This is a genomic window from Streptomyces tagetis (genome assembly GCF_018069565.1).
In the GTDB taxonomy this organism is placed as follows: Bacteria; Actinomycetota; Actinomycetes; order Streptomycetales; family Streptomycetaceae; genus Streptomyces; species Streptomyces tagetis.
In genome coordinates this window covers 114,908-136,967 of record NZ_JAGPNL010000007.1, presented here as the reverse complement: position 1 = coordinate 136,967, position 22,060 = coordinate 114,908, and the positions used below count along the sequence as shown (strand labels likewise).

Genomic DNA, 22,060 nt, shown 5'->3' with positions numbered 1-22,060 from the left:
TCCTGCCGATACGGCTTGGTGTCCCGGGGCGGGAACGGGAGTACGGGTCAGGGCGTCCCATAAGGCAGGGGGGTGGAGACCGGGTCACCGACGGCCGGCCCCGACCGGACACCGAAGGAGTGGACTCAGCCATGGAAATCTCCGCGGAAGCCCCCACCACCCTGGGCGAGCAGCTCCTGCTCCTCTCTCTGGACGACGAGTCCGGCGAGACGCGGGAGTTGGTGAAGGTGGTCCCGGCGATCGCCGCGGCCGAGCTGGTGGAACTCGCGTTGGCCGGCCGGATCGAGGTGACCGAGGACGAGGTCACCGTCGTCGACGCGACTCCTCTGGGTGAGCCCGTTCTGGACGCCGCGCTCAGCACCGTCGCCGGTGAGGACGAGCCGGGCCGGGTCGGGGACTGGATCAACGTGTTGAAGGCCGACGCGGTGCCCCGGACGATCGCGGGCCTGGTCGGCAAGGGGCTGGTCCGGGAGGAGAGGAAGAGGGTGCTCGGTCTCTTCCCCGTGCGCCGCTATCCGGAGGCCGACGGCACGGTGGAGGCGGCGGTACGGCAGCGCCTCCACGCGGTCGTCCTGGAAGGCGCGACACCGAACGAGCGTACGGCGAGCCTGGTGGCCTTGGTCCACGGAGCGAGAATGCACCGCCTGGCCTTTCCGGACGCCGACGCGCGCCGGGTCGAGGCGGCCATGGAGTCGATCTCACGGGGACAGTGGCCCGCAACGGCCGTGCGTCACGTCGTGAAGGCCACGGAGGCCGCGCTGACGGCGATCACCGCCGTGACGGTGGCGACGACGGTCGTCACGAACGGCTGACGCTCTCGGGGACCGCGTCCCGTTGCAGCGCGGGGTCGCCGTCCTCGCCGGACGTCTCCGCCGGCAGGTCGCGGTAGTGAGCCTGGCCCTCGTGCCGGGCGAGCCTCATCTCCAGGCCCTCAGGCCGTAGATGACGAACAGGGTGAGTGCCGGCCACAGGGCCCAGCCGAGGGCCAGGGACAGGCCCACGTAGCCGATCCATCGGCTGATCTTGGCCATGACGGGTTCGTCGTCGTTCAGGATCTTCGCCCTTCAAGCGAAGCGGGAGCTTGGATACGCGGACTTCCGGCGTCCCTACGGCAGTCCTCTCCCGGCGTTCGTCGGGTCCTGCGCCAGTAGGTCCAGTGCCTCCTCCCAGCGGAACGTGTGCGCCCCGCCGCCGGACTTGGGGCGGTGTGGGTCGTAGGAGCTGACGCGGATGCCCATGTCGCGCAGGCGGGCGAGGCTCTGGGGATAGGCCGGGTGGGCGGCCTGTGCGGAGTTCAGGTAGGGCAGGACGACGGTCGGGACGCCCATGCCGTACGCCTCGCACAGGATGCCCAGGGCGAGGGTGTCGGAGATGCCCGCGGCCCACTTGTTGAGGGTGTTGAAGGTGGCCGGGGCGACCGCGATCGCGTCCGGCGGCGGCAGGGGGCGCGGTTCGCCCGGTGCGCGCCAGGCGGAGCGGATCGGGTACCCGGTCTGCTTCTCGATCGCCTCCGCGTCGATGAAACCGAGCCCCTGGGGTGTGGCGACGACGCCGACGTTCCAGCCGGCCCGCTGGGCGGCGGTGATCAGCGTGCCGACCTCCCCGGCGATGCCGCTCGCGCAGACGACGACGTACAGGAAGGGCTTCTCGCTCGGCTCGGCCGGCTCGCTCGGCTCGGTCACGCGGCGCTCCCCCGGTGTGGTGGCTCGGACTTCGGTTCCGGCAGCGTACGTCGGCCGGCCGGGGCGGCGCTTTCCCTCCCGCTCGCGGGCGCGCGGGGTGGGCGGTGTGCGCTAGCGTCCCTGCGTATGCGGAGACTTGGGGCGGGGATACGCGGGGTCGTGGTGAGTGCCGGGGTCGTGGGGCTGGTGGGGGTGGGGATGCCCGCGGTGGCCTTCCTGGCGGAGTACGGGTGCGGGGAGCAAGAGGAGCGGCTCGGGGCCGTGCTGGCCCGGGAGGCCGTGCTCGGCACCGCGCCCGAGGGGGCCCGGCCGCAGGGGCGCTACCGGGGCTGTGACGACGACGACCGGCGGGTCGTCGCGGGGGCCGGGCACCGGTACGGCGGCTCCGCCGAGCAGGTGCTCCGGTACTACGACGAGGCCGCCCCGGCGGCGGGCTGGCGCGGTACGGAGGTGCCGGGGTGCTTCGCCAAGGAGGTGGACGGCACCACCGCCTACCTCACCGTCGAGGGGCCCGAGGGCGGGGTCTTGCTGGTCGAGGTCCTCGCCGACCGCGAGGCGTCCGCGATGTGCTGAGCCCCCGGGCCGTCCCGGCGCTCAGGTCGCCCGGACGGGCAGCAGGCCGCCGCCGGGGGTCGTCCGGCGGCTGGTCGCCGTCAGGGCGAGGGTCACCGCGAGGGAGCAGGCGCCCATCACCGTCATCGCCGTGGCCGGCGAGGTGAGCTGGGCGACCGTGCCCGCGAGGGCCGCCGCGACGCCCTGCATGGTGAGCATCCCGGCGGAGTGCAGTCCGAGGGCGTGGCCGGTGAGGTCGTCGGGGGTCAGGTCGACCAGGCGCTCCTGCTGGACGAGGCTCGCGCCGAAGCCGATGGAGGCGACGGCGACCAGCACGGTCGCCACGGGCAGCGGCGGGCGCAGGAAGAAGACCAGGTACGGGGCGGCCAGCAGCACCAGGAGCGGGATGCCGAGGTGCGGGCGGAGCCGGGGCGGCAGCAGGCGGCCGACCAGTACGTCGCCGGTGAACATGCCGAGGGCCGCGCCCGCGAACAGGGTTCCGGCGGCCCGGGGTTCGTAGGAGACGTAGAGGGATTCGCAGCCGACGACCAGGCCGTTGGGCAGCCACAGGGCGAGGTAGAGGTGGCGGCGGGGGCGCGAGGACCACAGGGCGGCGTTGGCCCGCCGGGTCGCCGCGACGGAGGGCCGGCCGGTGGCGCGGGGCGGGCGGTGGGTGAGCCGGAGGGCGAGCAGCGCCGCGGCGGCGTACAGGCAGGCGGCGACGAGCAGGGTGGTGCGCGGGGAGAGCAGGGCCACCAGGAGGCCGCCGGCCGCGAACCCGGCGATCTGGAGGAGGCCGGCCATCATGTTGAAGACGGAACGCCCGGTCAGGTAGCCCTTCTTGGGCAGGATCTCGTTGAGCAGGCCCCAGCGGACGCCGCCGCTGAGGGAGGCGATCAGGCCCTGGACGAGGATGACGGCGAAGACGCCCCAGACCGGCAGGCCGGGCGCCGCGAGGAGCGCCGTGGTGACGGCGAAGGCCAGGGAGACGCCCGCCAGCGTCGTGCGCGGGGGCAGCCGGTCGGCGCCGGACAGGAAGAACGTCGCGCCCACCACCTGGGCGAGCGACGGGCCGAACATGCTCACCGCGGAGAGCAGCGGCGAGTTCGTCGCCCGGAACACGAGGGTGCCGAGGGCGAGTCCGCTGACCGTCTGGGCGGTGATCGAGGCGGAGGAGGAGACGAAGAGCGCGGTGAATTCGGGGGTGCGGAACAGGGCTCGGTAACTGGTGTCGGCGGCCATACGGAGAGCATGCGGCGCTCCGGCCGCTGCCGTTACTGTTTCGCCGGTGCGCGAAAGGGCGGGGGGCCGGACCGGGCCTGGGTGAACGTGGCTCGGTGGCGCGTTGGGGGTGCGGCCGGGGACCGGGAGGAAGGGCCCGGTGGTGGGCGGGGGCCGGACGGCCGGAGACGGGACCGCCGGGGCAAGGGTGTGCGGGCCTGACCGTGGGGCCAGGGGCCGGCCGAGGCGCGATCTGCCGTAATGGAGGGCGGGGCCCGGCGTCGTAGGACGGGCACCGTTAGCATCCGGGCATGACGAGCACTGTGAACGGACAGACCGCCGGTGGCGGTACCGCCCCCTCTCCCCTCGATGTCGAGGTCGGCGCCCTCCAGGGCGGGCCGGCGGACCTCGCCCAGTACGCGGGCCGGGTCGTGCTGGTGGTCAACGTGGCCTCGAAGTGCGGGCTGACCCCGCAGTACGAGGGTCTGGAGCGGCTGCACGAGCGGTATGCCGAGCGCGGCTTCACCGTGCTCGGGGTGCCGTGCAACCAGTTCCTCGGGCAGGAGCCGGGCAGCGCCGAGGAGATCGCCGAATTCTGCTCGGGGACGTACGGCGTCACCTTCCCGATGACGGAGAAGGTGGAGGTCAACGGGGCGGGGAGGCACCCGCTCTACGACCGGCTGGCCGGCTTCGCCGACGCGGAGGGGCACAGCGGGGACGTGCGCTGGAACTTCGAGAAGTTCCTGATCGGGCGGGACGGCGCGGTGGCCGCCCGCTTCTCGCCGCGGACGGAGCCGGAGGCGGCGGAGATCGTGGCGGCCGTGGAGGAGGCACTGGCCGGCTGATCCCGGGCCGGTACGGGCCCGTGCGTGCCGTCCCCCGGTCGGGGGCGGGGAGGCGGGGCCGGGCAGAGCCCTCTCGGCGAGGTCGGCGAACTGGTCGAGAGGGCCCTGCCGGTGGCGTCGACCGGGTCGGCGCCGGGGAGTTGCGGTGTTCCGGTACTCGCGGTGCTTGCCGTGTGGTGCTTGCCGTACGTCCGGTGTGCTCGGCGGGGTCGGCGACCGTCGGGTCGTCAGCCCTTCACCGAGGCCACGAAGACGTTCCACGCCTGGGCGGGGAACGCCAGCACCGGACCCTCGGGGACCTTCGAGTCACGGACGGCGAGCGCCGCCGTGACGGGGGACTTCACTTCGACGCATGCGCCGTTTCCTCCGGAGTAGGAGGACTTGGTCCATGAATCCGTGGCGCCCTGAAGAATTGCCATGTCTGCTCCGATGGCCAGAGTTGCTGAGTCACTGTCGCCGCGCCACGGGCCCGGAGGGCCGCAGCACGGATTACGCCAATGTCCTGTGCTTCGTTGGCGTGATCGACGCTACTCGCTGACCTTCACATTCGGAGCAGCCATTCACCCGACCGGATGGCATATTCCAAGGGACTCTTCCAGGACGACCGGGCCGGGGTGTAACATCCCCGCCCGCCCTGGCCCCATGCCTCCTGCGCACCCCGTCCGCCGTCCCGGACTCCCCGGCTCAGCGGGCGTACGCCTTCGCCATGTCCTCGATGAGTTGCCGCGACTGGTCCACGTTGAGGGCCTGCGCCCGCAGGTGCTCGTACATCACCGTGTACTTCTGCACGTCCTGCGCCTTCTCCAGGTACAGGTCGCTCGTGACGCCCTCCAGGTAGACCACGCTCGAATCGGCCGCGTCGGCGAACTCCAGGATCGAGTACTGCCCGTTGATGCCCGGGTGCGCCCCGACGTCGAACGGCAGCACCTGCACGGTGATGTGCGGGAGCTGCGACATCTCGGCGACGTGCTCCAGTTGTTCGCGCATCACCTGGCGGCTGCCGACCACCCGGTGCAGGGCCGCCTCGTCGAGGACCACCCACAGCCGCAGCGGGTTGGTCTCGGCGGTGACGCGCTCCTGCCGCCGTATCCGTACCTGCACCCGCTTCTCGATGTCGGCGACCGACGTCTCCGGCAGGGCACCCTGGATGAGGGCCTCGGCGTACGAACGGGTCTGGAGCAGGCCCGTGATGATCTGCGGCTCGTAGGTCCGCAGCGACTCCGCGTCCGTCTCCAGGCCGATGTAGACGCTGTACGGGATGTCGCCGAACGCGTGCCACCAGCCCTGCTGGCGCGAGTCCTTGGCCATCTGCATCAGCGAGTCGACGATCCGCTGGTCGGCGACCTCGTAGACCCCGCACAGATCGCGGACGTCACGCTGGCTGATGCTGCGCCGGCCGTTCTCCAGGCGGCTGATCTTCGACTGGGAGACCAGGAGCCGTTCGGCCACCTCCTCCGCGGTCATGCCCTTGAGCTCGCGGAGCCGGCGCAGCTCCTGGCCCAGACGGCGCCGCCTGACGGTGGGATTGACATTGGACGCCACGGGGCGTGCACCTCCGGCTGCGTGACTCATACTTGCCACTTTGCGTATCTGCTGCTGAGCAGATTGCCACCAAGGTGCTTTCTACCGCTGGGAAACGGTCGATATGCGCCGCGTAAGCGCCACTTCGGCGTGTCTGCCCGCACCGTGCGATAAAAACGGCGGCGCGGGGCGACCGTACCGCGCCGGCGTCCGGTTCTCCGGACGGGCCGTGGCGTTCCGTCGCCCCGCGCCGGCCTGTGGCTCCCGTGACCGGGTCCAGCGGACGTCCGGTACGGCGGTGCGGGTGTGGTGCGTACGGCGGTCCGCCGCCGCTACGCGTGGTGGTGCTGGGTGATTCTCACGCTCGGTGATTCTGGTGCTCGGTGATTCTGATGCTCGGTGACTCTGGTGCGGTGCGATGTGCGGTGGTGCGTGGTGTGGTGTGGTGCGGTCGTCCGCCCGTGGTGCGGCCCTCGGGCCTCACCGGTCGGCCTCTGGGGCTCCGGGTCAGTGGACCGCCGCGCGCGCCATCGATCCGTGGCGCGGCTGCGCCGGCACACCGCGGGCGGGTTCCGGAGCGGACCGGGCTCCGGGGCCTCCGGCCTGCCGGCCGGCCGCGGTCCGGCGTGGTTGCGCCGCCACGCCGTTCTGGACGTCCATCACCGCGTGTGCCACCAGGCCGCCCATCGGGTCGTGCCGGATGAGGTCCCGCAGGCGGGACCGTGAGGAACGTCCTTCGTTGCCCGGGTACAGATGCTTGCCGAGGCCGACCGCGTGGGCCAGCGCGGCGAGCGCGGCGGTCCGCGGGTCCGGCGGTACGCCGGTGCGGATCGCCGAATCCAGCCGGGCCCTGATCTCCCGGCTGATCGCCGTGTCCGTCGCCTGGTAGCGAGTCGTCGGCAGCACCCCGCACATCTGGCCCGGCACCGCGGCGACCATGCCGCACCGCTCCAGATGTGAGAGGTAGGTCTGGCGGAGCCCGAGACGCGGCCCGCCGATCCAGTGGACGGCGCGTACCGGAGCGCCGCGCCTGCGCAGCAACTCCAACGCACTGTCCAGGGTTGGGTCTCCAGTCGGCCGTGGTACGACCACGGCGATACGATCCCCGTCTGGGGCTATCCGTCCGGCCAGCGCCAGCTCGACGAGCTGTGCTCCGGCCAGGCCGAGATCGAGCGACTGCGGCTGCGCAGTGGTACCCGTGGTCGGGTCCAATGCCAGCAACAGAAGCTCCTCCGGAAGTGTTCTGCGGCTCCTGCCCATCCATGCCTCCCCGCGTGGATGAATGACAGGGTGACCCCTCTCACATTGGTCTGTCGAGGGTGCGTGACCGGTTCGTAAGGGAACCGGTAGGTATGTCGTTCTCGTCTGACGCGTGGGTTCTCCCCGTAACACAGGACACTGGTACATGGTTCGGTAGCGCACACAGGACGTGCGGCGCATGGAGGAGGCATCGGTGGCGGGCGAGTCCCCCGACAGGTCGAAGCAGCGCGAGTCGTCGGAAGACCCGACGTCGGGAGGGGCGAGTCCGGTCCCCGAGGCCAGGGCGGGGGCAACGGACGGTGAGGCCCGTGACCCGCGGGTCTCGGTGACCCGGGAGTCCGCCGGAGCGCCGGGCGGGGCCGCGGAGCCTCGGGGCGGCGTCGACACGGCCACCCGGGTGCTGACGGTGCCGGAGACGGAGGCGGAGGCGGAGGCGGACGGGGGGTCTGACGCGGGGTCGGGGTCGGACGCCGACGCGGGGTCAGGCTCGGGCCGCGACTCGGACGGTGGAGACGACGCCGGTACGGATGCCGCCGCGGAGGACGGCTCGACGGACGAGGCCGGGGCCGACGGCGGGGCGGACGACACCGATGGCGCCTCGAAGGACGAGCCCGAGGGAGCGGACGCCGACGGCGCCAAGAACGAGGACGAGGACGAGGACGAGGGCGAGGGCGAGGGCGAGACGGGCGGCGCGGGTCAGGGTGCCGACGGTTCCGCCCCGGCCGAGGGCCGCCTGCGGGAGGCCGTCGCGGCGTGGGTCGTGACCGCCGACGAGCGGGAGGCCGCGAACGCCCGCCGCGAGGACGCCTCCGACGCGGCGGACGGCGACGGGGACGGCGACAGCGCCGGCGACGCGGGCAAGGCCGGCCAGGGTGCCGCCGCCGACGAGCCCTCCGCGACGTCCACGTCGACCGGGTCCTCCCCCACGTCGGCCAAGCCCTCCAAGGCCAGCAAGGACGCCGAGCCCGCCGAGGAGCCGGACGCCCCCGTCGAGGCTCCCGAGAAGCCCGCCGAGTCCGGCAAGTCCGCCAAGCCCGACGACACGGCCGAGCCCGACGACCCCGCCGACGGCTCCGACCGCCCCTCGGCCCCCGCCGAGCCGGTCGTCGACCAGCCCACCGCCATCTTCCGGAACCCGGCGTCCACGAAGCCGCCCGTCGACCAGCCGACGACGATGCTGAAGTTCGGCGGCACGGCCGACAAGGCCAAGGCGAAGCCCGGCCAGGGAGCCGAGAAGGGCGAGAACCCCGAGAACCCCGAGGACGGCAAGCCCGGCAAGCCCGGCGCCGCCCACGCGCCCCCCACCACCCGGCCCCGCCCGGAGGCCCCCGCCGAGCGGACCAGCAAGTTCGTCGCCCTGCGGCACCCGGACGACCCGGCGACCCGCAAGCCCCCCGTGCCGCCCGCGCCCCCCGCGCCCCCCGTGGGCGCCCCCCAGCCGCCCGCCGCGGGCCCCGTCACCGCCGTACCCCCGGCCGTGCCCGAGCGGACCACCGTCCAGCCGCTGCCGCCGAAGCCGCCGCTGGACCTGCTGGCGGAGCTGACGAACACCCCGCCGCCCCCGGAGACGCCGCTGCGCACCGCCGTGCGCCGGGTCAAGATCTGGACGCCGCTGGTCGTCCTGCTGGTGATCGTCTTCGCGGTCGTACAGTCGATGCGCCCGCTGCCCGCACCCGGGCTGGACCTGACGGCGCGGGACAGCTTCACCTTCGAGGGCGGCAAGGTCGCCATCCCGTGGCCGGTCAGCGGACAGGCGGCGCTGGACGTGCAGGGCATCGGCACGTTCGGCTCGTCCGGCGCGCAGAAGCCGGTGCCGATCGCGAGCGTCGCCAAGGTCATGACGGCGTACATCATCCTGCGTGAGCACCCGCTCAAGAGCGGTGAGGACGGCCCGATGATCGACATCGACCAGGCGGCGCAGGACCAGTCGCGGGCCGGTCAGGAGTCGACGGTCGACGTCACCAAGGGCGACTCGATCTCCCAGCGGGAGGCGCTGGAGAGCATCCTGATCGCGTCCGCGAACAACGTGGCGCGGCTGCTGGCCCGCTGGGACGCGGGGTCGGAGCAGGCGTTCGTGGACAAGATGAACGAGGCCGCCAAGGACCTCGGCATGACGAACACGACGTACACCGACCCGTCGGGCCTGAACGACACGACGGTGAGCACGGCCGTGGACCAGGTGAAGCTGGGCAAGGCGGCGATGGAGGCGCCGGTGTTCCGCGAGGTCGCCGCGATGATGTCGTACGACGACTACAAGGGTGTCAACCACTCCAACTGGAACCAGCTCGTCGGCAGCAACGACGTGGTCGGCATCAAGACCGGCACCACCACCTCGGCCCTCGGCAACCTGCTCTTCGCCGCGAAGAAGGAGGTCGGCGGGGAGACGCGGACCATCGTCGGCGCGGTCGTGCGCCAGCCGTCGGGCGGGCCGGAGAACACCATCCTCTCCGCCGCGCTGGACTCCAGCGACAAGCTGATCCGGGCCGCGCAGGCCGCGCTGGAGTCGTCGACGATCCTGAAGAAGGGCACGGTCGTCGGGTACGTGGACGACCGCCTCGGCGGCCGGACGCCGGTCGTGGCGACGCGGGACGTCACGGCGGTGGGCTGGCCGGGCCTGACGGTGAAGCTGACGTTCCGCGCGGACGAGGTGCCGCACGCGGCGCCCGCCGGGACCAAGGTGGGCACGCTCACCGTGGGCGACGGCGACAGCGCCGGAGCGGTGGAGGTGCCGGTGGCCCTCCAGGAGGACCTCGTGGAGCCCGGCTTCGGCGCGAAGCTGACGCGGCTGGGCTGACCGGCGCGGGGCCCGTACGCGGGGCCCCGCCGGCGACCGTGGCCCGTGGCCGGTACCCCCGGCCGCGGGCCGCCGTCGTTTCCGGGGGCGGCCCGCGGACGCGGCAGCCAGGCCGGCGGGGTGCGTGCTAGCGTCACGAAACGGGGCAGGTCGCCGGTCGCGCCGACACGGCGGTGAGCGGTACGGACAACGGATGCGGACGCTGCGGGCAGCGGGAGACGGGACACGGGGAGTGCCTTCGAGTGGCCAGTGCGGAGCCGACACATGCCGACGACGCGGAACCGGGTCCGGACGCCGGTGAGCGACGACCACGCGTCCCCGCGCCCCGGGGGCGGGACGCGATGACCGGCACCGGCCCGGACCGCACGGGCACACCGGACGACCCCGCCGAGGGCCCCGCCGGCCACCCCCGCTCCCCCGGCCCGGACTCCCCCGACCCTGACACCCCCGGCCCGGAATCCCCGGGCCCCGCTCCCGCCCCGGTGCCGACGCCGTCCGCCGCGCGTGCGCTGCCGCCGTCCGTCGCCTCCTTCACGGCGACCGCGCGCCGGTACGTGGGCCGGCACCCGGTGCTGTACGTCACCGCCCTGGCCGGTCTGCTGCACGTCGTCTGGTTCTTCACCTTTGCGAACAGTGGTGGTGACCTCGCGGCGCAGGACGCGTGGGCGGAGTTCGTCGGCCGGCATCCGGCCTCGGCGTACAACCTCGCCTGGTACGGGGGCATGCACCCGGTGTCGTACAGCGTGGTCTCGCCGTACCTGATGTCGCTGCTCGGGGTGCGGACCACGATGATGATCGCGGGGACGCTGTCGGCGGGGCTGCTGACGCTGATCCTGATCCGCAGCCGGTCGGTGCGCAATCCGCTGTGGGCCGCGATGGCGGGCCTGTTCGGGCTGCTGGGCAACGCGGCGTCCGGGCGGGTGACCTTCGGGCTGGGCACGCTGTTCGCGCTGGGCGCGGTCGCGGTGGTCTTCTGCTGGCCCTACCGCTGGCGCTACCGGCGCTGGGCGAAGGCGCTGTGCGCGGCGCCGCTGGCCGCGCTGGCCACGATGTCCTCCCCGGTGGCGGGGCTCTTCGTCGGCCTGGTGGCGGTGGCGCTCTTCCTCCAGAAGCGGCGGCCGGGCGCCTACGCGCTGGGGCTGGCCCCGGCGGCGGTGGTCGCGCTGTCGGCGTGGCTGTTCCCGTTCTCCGGCACGCAGCCGATGGCGTTCGGTTCGGCGTCGCTGCCGATCCTGTACGCGGTGATCGTGTGCCTGGTGGTGCCGTCCTCGTGGACGACGGTGCGGATCACGTCGGCGGTCTACGGGCTGTCCGTGCTGCTGGTCTGGCTGATCAGCTCGCAGATCGGCTCGAACGTCACCCGCATGTCGATGCTCTTCGCCGGGGCGGCGCTGGTGGCGGCGCTGCCGTTCGCGGTGCCGCGCTCGCGCAGGTGGTACGCGATCGTGGTGGCCTTCGCCGGTTTCGTGGCCTGGATCGGCTTCAAGTCGGCCGACGACGTCGTGAACACCACGCCGACCGCGTCCTGGGCGCGGGAGCTGGCGCCGCTGGTCAACGAGTTGCAGCAGGTCGGGGCGGAGAAGGGCCGGGTGGAGGTGGTCCCCGCCCGCTCCCACCGGGAGGCGTCGGCGCTCGCCCCGTACGTGAACCTGGCCCGGGGCTGGAACCGCCAGGCCGACATGGAACGCAACCCGCTCTTCTACGACGACACCCTCAACTCGGCGAACTACCACGAGTGGCTGCGGCGCTGGGCGGTGCACTTCGTGGTGCTGCCCAAGGACGAGCCGGACGGCGACGGCGGCGAGCGGGAACGGGAGCTGGTGCAGCGCGGGCTGCCGTACCTCCAGCAGATCTGGGGCGACGCCAACTGGCAGCTCTTCCGGGTGACCGACCCGACGCCGCTGGCCGAGCCGGACGCGGTGGTGCAGCGGGCGGAGCAGGGCGAGTGGACCATCGACGTGAAGCGGCCGGGGCGGGTCCTGGTGCGCATCCCGTACTCGCCGTGGCTGAGCCTGGTGGACGAGGAGGGCAAGAAGCTGGAGCCGCCGCAGGAGACGGAGGCGTCCAGGAACCGCGTCGACGAGGAGACGCCGCGGACCTTCGACAACGTCCACGGGTGCCTGACGGAGACGGAGGAGAACGCCGAGGGCGACACCTGGACGCTGCTGGTGGCGCCGGAGGCGGGCACGTACCGGCTGGCGGCGCCGTACACGGTGCCGCGCGGGACCCCGTGCCCGGACGAGCTGAGGGAACCGGCCCCGGCCGGCGGCACCGCGACGCCCACGGAGCCGTGACGGGCGGCGGGTGTCTGACGCCCGTGACGCGCGCCCGTTCAGGCCCTCGGGTACCGGGTGAGCCAGGCGGGGGACGAGCCGGACGGGCCGTGCAGGGCGGGGCCCTGGGTCATCTCCATGGCGAAGTCGTCGGCCAGTTCCAGGACGGTGGAGCGGCCCTCCAGTTCGGCGAGCCAGGCGGGCGGGAGGGCGGTCTCGCCGTGCAGGGCGCCCAGCAGGCCGCCGGTGAGGGCGCCGGTGGCGGCGGAGGGGCCGCCGTGGGTGACGGCGAGGCGCAGCCCGTGCCGTACGTCCTCGCCGACGAGGGCGCAGTACACGGCGGCGGCGACCAGGCCGGCCGCGGTGCCGTCGCCGATCAGGTCGGTGATCCGCTCGGGGCCGGGCTGGCCCTGGCGCACCGCGCCGAGCGCCTGGCGCAGCGCCTCTGAGACGGGCTCGTGTCCGGGCCGGGCGGAGAGCAGGGCGAGGGCGCGCTGCGCGGACCCGTCGAGGACCTCCCCGCGGGCGAGCCCCTGCACGATCACGGCGTACGCGCCCGCCGCGAGGCAGGCGGTGGGGTGGCCGTGGGTCTGCGTGGCGCACTCCACGGCGAGCTGGGCGACGAGCTGGGGCTCCCAGCCGACCAGCAGCCCGAACGGCGCGGACCGGGCGGCGGCCTCGGGGCCCTGTTCGGCGGGGTTCTTGGGGGCCTGCGGGGTGCCCATGGTGTCGTCGCCGAGCCCGAGCAGCAGGGGGCGGGGAGGGTTGCGGCGGGCGTACAGCCACTCCTGGCGGGCGAGCCAGCCGTCCTCGCCGCGGCGTTCGTCGGGTCCCCAGTCGCGCTGGGTGGTCTCCCAGCGCCGGTAGGCCCGGTGGAGGTCGGTCGGCGGGTGCCAGGCGCCGGTGTCGCGGCGTACCTGGGCGCGGATCAGGCCGTCCACGGAGAAGAGGGTGAGCTGCGTGAGGTGGGTGACGGCGCCGCGGCGGCCGTGGGCGACGGTCATCTCGGCGGGGCCGTCCGCTCCGTGCGCCGCGCGGATGCCGTCGAGGTCGGTCCCGTCGACGGGTGTGCCGAGGGCATCGCCGACGGCGACGCCGAGCAGCGTGCCGCGCACCCGGCTGCGGAAGTCCTGCTGTTCGGTCCGACCCCAGACGGCACCGCCTGTCGCCCCCACCTGGACCTCCCCACGGCACCACCCGTACGTACGACGCCCAGCACTGTAATCGAACAACATGACCGCCTCGGGCTCGACGGGGGTGCGGGCGGCCTGCGGCGGCCGGCCGGCACCGGTGTCCGGCATCCGGTGGCGTTGACTTCGGAATACGTTCCGAAGTACCGTCGTCTCATGTCCACTCCCACGGTCGCCTTCTCCGAGCTCTCGAAGAACTCGAAGCGTGTCGCCGAGACGCTCGACCGCACGCAGCGCCTTCACGTCACGCGCCGGGACGGTGAGGACCTCTACCTGACCACCGCGCGCCACGACCGGCAGCGGGAGGAGACGGCGGACGTGACGGCCCGCCTGCTCGCCGCCCTGGTGCGCAGCGACGTCGGCGAGCGGGCCATACTGCGGTCGCTGCCGTCGGTCTTCCCCTGGGTCCGGCACCTGTCGGCGCAGGAGCTGAGGGAGTTCGTCGCCGAACTCGCCGACGCCACGTCCGACGTGGCCCACCTGGACGTCCACGGCAATCTGCACCGCGTCATCGTCGAGTGGCGGGCTACGGCACGCGTCCTCGCCGACCCCGCTCTCACCGAGCGGCTCACCCGCCGGCTGCCCGACGAGGACCACGGAGAGGTGACGGCACCGTGAGCCCGAAGAGGGGCGACGACGTGGCCCCTCCGCCGGTGGACGGGGAATGGCGGCTCCGCTTCGCCACGAACGCGGCGGCCAAGGGCTGGGGCGAGCTGGGCGCGGAGGCGCCGGGGAACACCCGCCGCTGCTTCGAGGCGCTGCGGCGCGCACCCCTGTCCACGGAGGACCCCGACCGTCAGCACCGGCTGCGCGGCCGGCTGGCGACGGGCCACCTCGGCGGCCGTGACCATCCCCAGTGGGAGTACGAGGTGACGGCGGGCGGCCGGGTCCGCTACCTCGTGGACGAGGAGCGCCGCACGGTCCATCTCGTCGACGCGGCGACACGCCACCCGAAGGACACGGAGTAGCGCCTCGCGGAGGGTGGGCGTCGGTCAGTCGACGACGGTGATCGGGGTGCCTGGGGTGGCGAAGTCCCAGGTGGCGGTGCCGTCGGGCTTCTTCAGGCGGATGCCGCCCGTGGTGGAGCCCGCGGCGGGCGGGGGCGGGGAGGAGCCGTCGACCGCGTTGGAGAAGGCGACCGAGATGCCGTCCCGCAGGGCGAAGTACACGATGTGCTCGACCTGGACGCCGTCCGAGCCGGTGGTGGCCTCCGTGCGGGTGCCCACCTCGTAGGTGCCGGGGGCGGGGCTCACCGTGCCCGGCCAGACGGTGAAGGTGCGCCGGGCGGCGTCGCTGGCGTCGATCAGCCAGACGCGTTTCTGGCCGAGGGAGTACACGATCCGCCGGCCGGTGCCCGAGCCGTCCGGCACGGCGGCCGGGGGCGACGCCTTCGGGGTGGGGCTCGGCGAGGCCGACCCCGACGCCGTGGGACCCGGGCGCGCGGAGGCGACGGGGTGGGGGCCCTGGGCCGCCTGCGCCGCCAGGACGGTCACCGCCGCGATCGCCCCCACGGTCAGACCGGAGACCCAGGCCCATGAGGGAACTCGGGCAGGCACGGGCACGCATCTCCTCCGCTTGGGAACCCCGCCACACCGGGGGTCGGATCATCGTACTGTGGGCGGCCCGTGCCCCCGACCGGGTGCCCGGACCCAGGCCCCCGCTCAGTCCAGGACCGGCAGCAGCTCCGGCAGGTGGCCGTCGGAGGACTCGGCGGCCCGGCGCCGTTCCTCCGGGACCTCGCCGTACAGCGTGGTCCGCGGCTTCGCCGGACGGCCCGCCGCCTCCGCGACCGCCACCAGATCCCGTACCGACTTGTACGAGCCGTACGACGAACCCGCCATCCGGGAGATCGTCTCCTCCATCAGCGTCCCGCCCAGGTCGTTGGCGCCCGAGCGCAGCATCTCGGCGGCGCCGTCCGCGCCGAGCTTGACCCAGCTCGTCTGGATGTTCGGGATGTGCGGGTGCAGCAGCAGGCGGGCCATCGCGGTGACCGCCCGGTTGTCCCGCACCGTCGGGCCGGGGCGGGCGATGCCGGCCAGGTACACCGGCGCGTTGGTGTGGATGAAGGGCAGTGTCACGAACTCCGTGAAGCCGCCGGTGCGCCGCTGGATGCCGGCCAGCGTGCGCAGGTGGCCGAGCCAGTGCCGGGGCTGGTCGACGTGGCCGTACATCATCGTGGACGAGGAGCGGATGCCCAGCTCGTGCGCCGTCTCGACGACCTCGATCCAGGTGGCCGCCGGCAGCTTGCCCTTGGTCAGCACCCAGCGGACCTCGTCGTCGAGGATCTCCGCGGCCGTGCCCGGGATCGAGTCCAGCCCCGCCTCCTTCGCCGCCGACAGCCACTCGCGCACCGACAGCCCCGTACGGGCGGCTCCGTTGACGACCTCCATCGGGGAGAAGGCGTGCACGTGCATGCCCGGGACGCGCTCCCTGACCGCCCGCGCGATGTCGAAGTACGCCGTCCCGGGCAGGTCCGGGTGGATGCCGCCCTGCATGCACACCTCCACCGCGCCCACCTCCCACGCCTGCTGGGCGCGGTCGGCGACCTGGTCCAGGGAGAGCGTGTACGCGTCCGCGTCGGTGCGCCGCTGGGCGAAGGCGCAGAAACGGCAGCCGGTGTAGCAGACGTTGGTGAAGTTGATGTTCCGCGTGACGATGTACGTCACGTCGTCGCCGACCGCCGAGCGGCGCACGTCGTCCGCCACCCGGCACAGCGCGTCCAGCGCCGGTCCGTCGGCGTGCAGCAGGGCGAGGGCCTCGCCGTCGGTGAGCTTCTCCGGGTCGTCGGCCGCGGTGGCCAGCGCGTGCCGTACGTCGGTGTCGATGCGCTCCGGCGCCATGCCGGGCGCGGCGGCCTCGCGCAGGGCGTCCCAGTCCCCGTACACGGCGTCGAAGTCGTCGCGGCGGTCGCCGGTGCGGCCCTCGGTGTCGATGGTGCGGTGCAGGTCGGTGCGGCCGGAGGCGGTGAACGCCTCGTCCGGCTCCTGCCACGGCCGGCCCTCGACGACCGCGTCCGGGCGGGCCAGTCCGGTGTCCGGGTCGGCGAGCGCGGCCACGTGCGGGCGCAGGCGCGGGTCGAGCCAGGGCTCCCCGCGGCGGACGAACTCCGGGTAGACGCACAGGCGTTCGCGCATCTCGAAGCCGGACGCCCGGGACCGCTCGGCCAGTTCGTCGATCCGGGGCCATGGGCGTTCGGGGTTGACGTGGTCGATGGTGAGCGGGGAGATCCCGCCCCAGTCGTCGATGCCCGCGCCGATGAGCCGCCCGTACTCGGCGTCGACGAGGTTCGGCGGGGCCTGGAGGTTGGCGGAGGGGCCCATGATGAGCCGGGCGACGGCCACCGTGGCGACCAGTTCGTCCAGTTCGGCGTCGGGCATGCCGCGCATGGCGGTGTCCGGCTTGGCCCGGAAGTTCTGGATGATCAGTTCCTGGAGGCCGTGGTACGACCGCGCGACGCGGCGCAGCGCGAAGAGCGACTCGGCGCGCTCCTCGTGGTTCTCGCCGATGCCGATGAGGATGCCGGAGGTGAAGGGGACGGAGGAGCGTCCGGCGTCCTCCAGGACCCGCAGCCGCACGGCCGGTTCCTTGTCAGGGGAGCCGTGGTGGGGGCCGCCGGGCTCGGACCACAGGCGGGTCGCGGTGGTCTCCAGCATCATGCCCATCGAGGCGGCGACCGGCTTGAGCCGCTGGAAGTCGGTCCAGGTCAGCACGCCCGGGTTGAGGTGCGGGAGCAGTCCCGTCTCCTCCAGGACGCGGATGGAGACGGCGCGGACGTAGGCGAGGGTGTCGTCGTAGCCGTGCGCGTCGAGCCACTCGCGCGCCTCGGGCCAGCGCTCCTCGGGCTTGTCGCCGAGGGTGATGAGGGCTTCCTTGCAGCCGAGGGCGGCGCCGCGCCGGGCCACGTCCAGCACCTCGTCCGGGGACATGAACATGCCGTGTCCGGCGCGGCGGAGCTTGCCGGGGACGGTGACGAAGGTGCAGTAGTGGCACTTGTCACGGCAGAGCCGGGTGAGCGGGATGAAGACGCTCTTGGAGTACGTGATGACGCCGGGCCGCCCGGCGGCCTCCAGGCCCGCGTCGCGCACCCGGGCGGCGGAGGCGGTGAGGTCGTCGAGGTGCCCGCCGCGCGCCTGGAGCAGCACCGCCGCCTCGGACACGTCGAGCGCGACGCCCTCGCGGGCCCGTTTGAGGGCGCGGCGCAGGGCGTTCTCGGTGGGGCCGGTTCCGGAGGGCACGGAAGTCGTCATCCTTCGAGCATACGAGCGGGGTGATCAGCACGCCGGACCCCCGGGGGCGGGGAGCGGCGGGGGCCGGCGGGGCGCCTGTCCGGCCGGCCAGGGGCGGGGCGGCGGCAGGCGGGCGCCGGGGGCCGGCGGGCCCTCGCGCGGGTGACGGGCGGCGGGGCGGTGACGGACGGCCCGGCGGCGGGGCGGGGTGCGCCCGGGGTGCCCGGGGAGGCGGGGCACCCCCGCCCCCGAAAGCGGGGTCCGTGCGGAGAGAGTGTGAGGGCGTTGCGGGGCCGGGGGTGTGGTGCGGTGATCGGCGTCCCCGCGGCTGACGGAGCCGCCGTGGGCAAGGCAAACTTGGCCTGGTTGCTCAGGAAGCCTAGGGGGACTCCATGGACGGTGTGGCGCGGACCCCGGAACGGCGGGGGCCCGGCTCCCCGGTGGAGCCGGCCGCCGTACCGGTGCCGCAGGAGCCGGCCGCCGTGCCGGTGCCGCCGCGCTTCGGCGTGCTCGGGCCGGTGCGCGCCTGGCGCGGCGGCGAACCGCTGGCCGCCGGTTCCCCCCAGCAACGCGCCCTGCTCGCCGCCCTCCTGCTGCGCGAGGGCCGTACCGCGACCGCCGACGAGCTGATCGACGCCCTGTGGGGCGAGGCCCCGCCCGCGCGGGCGCTGGCCGCGGTGCGGACGTACGCCTCCCGGCTGCGCAAGGTGTTCGGCGCCGGGGTGCTGGTGAGCGAGTCGGGCGGGTACGCCGTACGCGGCACCCTGGACCTGACCGAGGCGCGGGAGCTGGCCGCCGGGGCGGAGAAGGCCCGGGGCGCCGGGGACCTGTGCGCGGCGCGCGAGACGCTGCGGCGGACGCTGGCGCTGTGGGACGGCGAGGCGCTGGCCGGCGTACCGGGGCCGTACGCGCGGGCGCAGCGGGTCCGCCTGGAGGAGTGGCGGCTCCAACTCCTGGAGACCCGGCTGGAGCTGGACCTGGAGCAGGGCTGCCACGCCGAGGCCGTCTCGGAGCTGACCGCGCTCACGGCCGCGCACCCGCTGCGCGAACGCCCCCGCGAGCTGCTGATGCTGGCCCTGTACCGCAGCGGACGGCAGGCCGAGGCCCTGGCGGTCTACGCGGACACCCGGCGCCTGCTCGCCGACGAACTGGGCGTCGACCCGCGCCCGGAACTCCAGGATCTCCAAAACCGCGTCCTGCGCGCCGACCCGGCCCTGGCCCAGCCGCCCGCCCCGGCCGAGGAACCGGCCGCCGCCCCCGTACGCCCCGCCCAACTGCCCGCCACCGTGCCGGACTTCACCGGCCGCGCGGCCGTCGTCCGGGAACTGGGCGAGGTGCTGTCCGCGGCCTCCGGCTCCGAGGCCCGGGTCATGGCGGTCTCGGCGCTGGCCGGCATCGGCGGGGTCGGCAAGACCACCCTCGCGGTGCACGTCGCCCACCAGGCGCGGCCCGCCTTCCCGGACGGGCAGCTCTACGTCGACCTCCAGGGCGCCGGCGCGCGGGCAGTCGAACCGGAGACGGTGCTCGGCGCCTTCCTGCGGGCGCTCGGCACCCCCGACTCGGCGGTGCCGGACTCGCTGGAGGAGCGGGCCGCGCTCTACCGCTCGGTGCTGGACGGCCGCCGCGTCCTGGTCCTGCTGGACAACGCCCGTGACGCGGCGCAGGTGCGCCCGCTGCTGCCGGGCACGGCCGGCTGCGCGGCGCTGGTCACCTCCCGGGTGCGGATGGTGGGGCTGGCCGGGGCGCATCTGGTCGACCTGGACGTGATGTCCCCGGAGGAGGCACTCGCGCTCTTCACCCGGATCGTCGGCGAGGAGCGGGTCGCGGCCGAGCGCAAGGCCGCGCTGGACACCGTCGCCGCCTGCGGTTTCCTGCCGCTGGCGATCCGCATCGCCGCCTCCCGCCTGGCGGCCCGGCGCACCTGGACCGTCTCCGTCCTCGCCGCCAAGCTGGCCGACGAGCGGCGCCGGCTGGACGAGTTGCAGGCCGGGGACCTCGCCGTCGAGGCGACCTTCGAACTCGGCTACGGGCAACTGGAACCGGCGCAGGCGCGGGCCTTCAGGCTGCTCGGGCTGGCCGACGGGCCGGACATCTCCCTGGCCGCCGCCGCGGCGGTGCTGGACCTGCCCGAGCACGACACGGAGGACCTGCTCGAATCGCTGGTGGACACCTCCCTGCTGGAGTCGGCGGCGCCCGGCCGCTACCGCTTCCACGACCTGGTCCGGCTCTACGCGCGGGCCTGCGCGGAGCGCGACGAGCACCCGCCGAGCGAGCGGGCGGCGGCCCTTGCCCGGCTGCTCGACTTCTACCTGGCCACGGCGGCCGGGGTGTACGCCATCGAGCGGCCCGGCGACCGCACGGTGGACCACCTGGAGCCGACCGCGTTCCCCGGCACGGTCTTCACCGACGACGCCGGCGCGCTGGACTGGCTGCACGCCGAGGCCGCCTGCATCCTCGCCTGCGTCCGCCAGTCCCTCGGCCCGGCCACGCTGCGCCGCGCCGTCGACCTGCTGCTGGCCGCCAAGGACCTCGCGGAGTCGGGGGCGAGCGCGCTCGGCTACGAGGCGGCGGCGCTCGCCGCCCGGGACGCCACGGCCGCCGCGGGCGACGACCACGCGGAGGGGCGGGCGCGCACCACGCTGGCCCAGGTCCTCAGCCGGGCCGGGCGGTTCGACGAGGCCGGCCGGGAGGCCGAGCGCGCCATCGAACTGGGCGCCCGCACCCAGGACCCCTGGACCCGGGCCAACGCCCACAACGAGCAGGGCATCATCGCCAACTGCAAGAACCTGCGCGCCGCGAGCGAGGCCCATCTGCTGGAGGCCGTACGGGCGTTCCGCGCCGACGGCAACCGGCCCGGGGAGGCCAGCGCGCTGTGCAACCTCTCCCGTGTCCTGGTCTCGGTCGGCCGCACCTCCTCCGGCATCGACCTGGTCCGCCAGGGCATCGCCATCTACGACGAGCTGGGCCTGACCTTCCGCCTCGCCAACGCCCGCTACGCGCTGGGCATCGCGCTCAGCCACGCCTCCCGGCAGACCGAGGCGCTGCGTGAACTCTCCGCCGCGCTCCAGACGTTCGTGGAGAACCGGCAGCGGCTGTGGGAGGGGGCGACGCACTTCCGTATCGCCCAGGTGCACCTGTCGGCCGGACGGCCGGCGCAGGGGGCCCGCCACGCGGAGCAGGCGCTGAGCACGGGCAGCATCGGCGGCGACTGGATGCGCGCCAACATCCTGACGCTGCTGGGGCGTTCGCTGAGCCGGCTGGAGCAGACCGACCGGGCGCGGGCCTGCTGGCGCGACGCCCTCGCCATCTACGAGCGGCTGGACGCGCCCGAGGCGGGCGAACTGCGCACGCTGCTGCGGCCGGTGGGCGCGGCCTGAGGGGGCCCCACGCGCGCGGCGTTCATCGAACGTTTATGGCCGCCTGCCACTGTCATGGCAACGGTCCGTCGCGTCGGGGGGCAGACGGGCCGCCGGGGCCTCGCCGATAGGGTGAACGGCCCCGGAGCGCCCGTTCGGCGATCCGCGGGGGAGTCGCCGAACGGGCGGTTCCAGCCAATCGCTCCGTCACTTCATGGGGGTCCACACGATGAGCAACGCCGTCGGGAACAACGAGGCGAAGAAGAAGGCCGACGAGACGATCACGACGCTCGACAGCCACATGCCGGCACCGCCGAAGGACGGCGTCGCCACCCCGCAGGACAGTCACATGCCGGCGCCGCCGAAGGACGGCACCGTCACCACGCAGGACAGCCACATGCCCGCCCCGCCCGCTCCGGGCCGGGACGGCGAGTAGACCTTCCTCCACACGGGGATCGGCCGCGGCGGCGCGGGCAAGGGGGAGCCGCCGCGGCCGAGGCGTTCCCGGCGGCCCGCCTCCTCGCCGGTCAGGACGCCGGGAGGGCGGTGGGGTCGGTCTGGCAGTGGTCGGGGGTGCGCGGCGCGGCGCCGGTGAGCGGCAGGCGGACGCGGATCGTCTCCCGGGCGGGTACGGAGCTGCCCCGGACGACGTCCTCGATGGTGCGGCCGTCGGCGTCCCGGAAGGAGACGGCGACGTCGAAGGTGCGCCGCCGGTCGTTGGGGTTGGTGACCTCGACGGTGGCGTAGGGCCGCTTGGCGGTCGCGCAGCTCACCAGGCGCACCGTGGCGGGCCGGGTGGTGGGGCTGGGGCCGGCGGTGCCGGTGGGGCCGCGATGGGTGCCGCCCCGGTAGGTGCCGCCGGAGGCCGACGTGGACGTGTCGTGGTCCTGCCGGGAGCTGCTGCACCCGCCGCCGCCACGGCTGCCGCTCTTCCCGGTGCTGCGGCTCTTGCTCTTGCTCCCGCCGCCGTGGCCGGTGCCGGTGGAGAATCCGGTCAGGCAGAGGACCACCGCCACCGAGACCGTCGTGAACCTGAGTGCTCGCCCCCGTGTCGTCATGGCGGTCAGCGTAGTCAGCCGACTGTCACGGCCATGTCACCAGTGCGGTACGGCCGCGCACGCCGGGTGACCGCGCGGGCGC

19 protein-coding genes are annotated in these 22,060 nt (G+C 74.2%); 9 read left to right on the top strand and 10 right to left on the bottom strand.

Going from position 1 to position 22,060, the window contains the following annotated elements:
* Positions 1–131: 131 nt before the first annotated feature.
* On the top strand, positions 132–812 hold the full coding sequence (locus tag J5Y05_RS23240; protein WP_210875000.1) for a GOLPH3/VPS74 family protein: 681 nt from the start codon (positions 132–134) through the stop codon (positions 810–812).
* Here the strand turns inward: J5Y05_RS23240 and J5Y05_RS32320 are convergent.
* Both J5Y05_RS32320 and J5Y05_RS23235 read right to left on the bottom strand, forming a co-directional pair.
* On the bottom strand, positions 799–921 hold the full coding sequence (locus tag J5Y05_RS32320; RefSeq protein WP_281730806.1) for a hypothetical protein: 123 nt from the start codon (positions 919–921) through the stop codon (positions 799–801). The two genes, J5Y05_RS23240 and J5Y05_RS32320, sit on opposite strands and share 14 nt — an antisense overlap.
* A gap of 185 nt (positions 922–1,106) precedes the next feature.
* Positions 1,107–1,682 (bottom strand): flavoprotein, encoded by a 576-nt coding sequence (locus J5Y05_RS23235; RefSeq protein ID WP_210874999.1) that lies wholly within the window; start codon positions 1,680–1,682, stop codon positions 1,107–1,109.
* 126 nt (positions 1,683–1,808) lie between these two features.
* Between J5Y05_RS23235 and J5Y05_RS23230 the strand changes: the two genes are divergently transcribed.
* The gene (locus J5Y05_RS23230; protein WP_247615186.1) at positions 1,809–2,255 is read left to right on the top strand and encodes a hypothetical protein; all 447 of its coding nucleotides are present in this window, start codon (positions 1,809–1,811) and stop codon (positions 2,253–2,255) included.
* Between the two features lie 21 nt (positions 2,256–2,276).
* Here J5Y05_RS23230 and J5Y05_RS23225 read toward each other — a convergent pair whose 3' ends face one another.
* Entirely contained in the window at positions 2,277–3,476 is a 1,200-nt protein-coding gene (locus J5Y05_RS23225; protein WP_210874998.1) for an MFS transporter, read from the bottom strand.
* 290 nt (positions 3,477–3,766) lie between these two features.
* Between J5Y05_RS23225 and J5Y05_RS23220 the strand changes: the two genes are divergently transcribed.
* Positions 3,767–4,300 carry a glutathione peroxidase gene (locus J5Y05_RS23220; protein ID WP_210874997.1) on the top strand — a complete coding sequence of 178 codons (534 nt, stop codon included), beginning with the start codon at positions 3,767–3,769 and terminating at the stop codon, positions 4,298–4,300.
* Between the two features lie 227 nt (positions 4,301–4,527).
* On the opposite strand, the gene J5Y05_RS23215 is transcribed toward J5Y05_RS23220, so the two are convergent.
* From J5Y05_RS23215 to J5Y05_RS23205, 3 genes are all read right to left on the bottom strand, one after another.
* Positions 4,528–4,719: a DUF397 domain-containing protein gene (locus J5Y05_RS23215; RefSeq protein ID WP_210874996.1), complete on the bottom strand. Its 192-nt coding sequence runs from the start codon at positions 4,717–4,719 to the stop codon at positions 4,528–4,530.
* Positions 4,720–4,984: 265 nt separating this feature from the next.
* Positions 4,985–5,842, bottom strand: a complete 858-nt coding sequence (locus tag J5Y05_RS23210; RefSeq protein WP_210874995.1) for a helix-turn-helix domain-containing protein — start codon at positions 5,840–5,842, stop codon at positions 4,985–4,987.
* Between the two features lie 486 nt (positions 5,843–6,328).
* On the bottom strand, positions 6,329–7,081 hold the full coding sequence (locus J5Y05_RS23205; protein WP_030419391.1) for a GOLPH3/VPS74 family protein: 753 nt from the start codon (positions 7,079–7,081) through the stop codon (positions 6,329–6,331).
* Between the two features lie 178 nt (positions 7,082–7,259).
* Here J5Y05_RS23205 and J5Y05_RS23200 point away from each other — a divergent pair, with 178 nt between their 5' ends.
* Positions 7,260–9,875, top strand: coding sequence for a D-alanyl-D-alanine carboxypeptidase (locus J5Y05_RS23200; RefSeq protein WP_210874994.1), 2,616 nt, complete (start codon positions 7,260–7,262; stop codon positions 9,873–9,875).
* 242 nt (positions 9,876–10,117) lie between these two features.
* The gene (locus J5Y05_RS23195) at positions 10,118–12,169 is read left to right on the top strand and encodes a DUF8823 domain-containing protein (RefSeq protein WP_210874993.1); all 2,052 of its coding nucleotides are present in this window, start codon (positions 10,118–10,120) and stop codon (positions 12,167–12,169) included.
* 38 nt (positions 12,170–12,207) lie between these two features.
* Here J5Y05_RS23195 and J5Y05_RS23190 read toward each other — a convergent pair whose 3' ends face one another.
* On the bottom strand, positions 12,208–13,323 hold the full coding sequence (locus J5Y05_RS23190) for an ADP-ribosylglycohydrolase family protein (RefSeq protein WP_210874992.1): 1,116 nt from the start codon (positions 13,321–13,323) through the stop codon (positions 12,208–12,210).
* A 171-nt stretch (positions 13,324–13,494) separates the two neighbouring features.
* On the opposite strand from J5Y05_RS23190, the gene J5Y05_RS23185 reads away from it, so the two are divergent.
* Both J5Y05_RS23185 and J5Y05_RS23180 read left to right on the top strand, forming a co-directional pair.
* Positions 13,495–13,956, top strand: a complete 462-nt coding sequence (locus tag J5Y05_RS23185; protein WP_210874991.1) for a prevent-host-death family protein — start codon at positions 13,495–13,497, stop codon at positions 13,954–13,956.
* Positions 13,953–14,306: a hypothetical protein gene (locus J5Y05_RS23180; RefSeq protein WP_210874990.1), complete on the top strand. Its 354-nt coding sequence runs from the start codon at positions 13,953–13,955 to the stop codon at positions 14,304–14,306. The genes J5Y05_RS23185 and J5Y05_RS23180 overlap by 4 nt, the downstream gene beginning before the upstream one ends.
* Positions 14,307–14,330: 24 nt before the next feature.
* Here the strand turns inward: J5Y05_RS23180 and J5Y05_RS23175 are convergent, their stop codons facing one another.
* Positions 14,331–14,894 (bottom strand): hypothetical protein, encoded by a 564-nt coding sequence (locus tag J5Y05_RS23175; protein WP_210874989.1) that lies wholly within the window; start codon positions 14,892–14,894, stop codon positions 14,331–14,333.
* 105 nt (positions 14,895–14,999) lie between these two features.
* Positions 15,000–17,585 (bottom strand): bifunctional FO biosynthesis protein CofGH, encoded by a 2,586-nt coding sequence (locus J5Y05_RS23170; protein ID WP_210874988.1) that lies wholly within the window; start codon positions 17,583–17,585, stop codon positions 15,000–15,002.
* 371 nt (positions 17,586–17,956) lie between these two features.
* Between J5Y05_RS23170 and afsR the strand changes: the two genes are divergently transcribed.
* Both afsR and afsS read left to right on the top strand, forming a co-directional pair.
* Positions 17,957–20,941, top strand: coding sequence for an SARP-family global regulator AfsR (gene afsR / locus J5Y05_RS23165; RefSeq protein WP_210874987.1), 2,985 nt, complete (start codon positions 17,957–17,959; stop codon positions 20,939–20,941).
* Positions 20,942–21,149: 208 nt separating this feature from the next.
* A complete protein-coding gene (gene afsS / locus J5Y05_RS23160; protein ID WP_210874986.1) occupies positions 21,150–21,356 on the top strand; it encodes a regulatory protein AfsS in 207 nt (68 codons plus the stop codon).
* A gap of 91 nt (positions 21,357–21,447) precedes the next feature.
* Here afsS and J5Y05_RS23155 read toward each other — a convergent pair whose 3' ends face one another.
* Entirely contained in the window at positions 21,448–21,978 is a 531-nt protein-coding gene (locus tag J5Y05_RS23155) for a hypothetical protein (RefSeq protein WP_210874985.1), read from the bottom strand.
* Positions 21,979–22,060 lie beyond the last annotated feature (82 nt).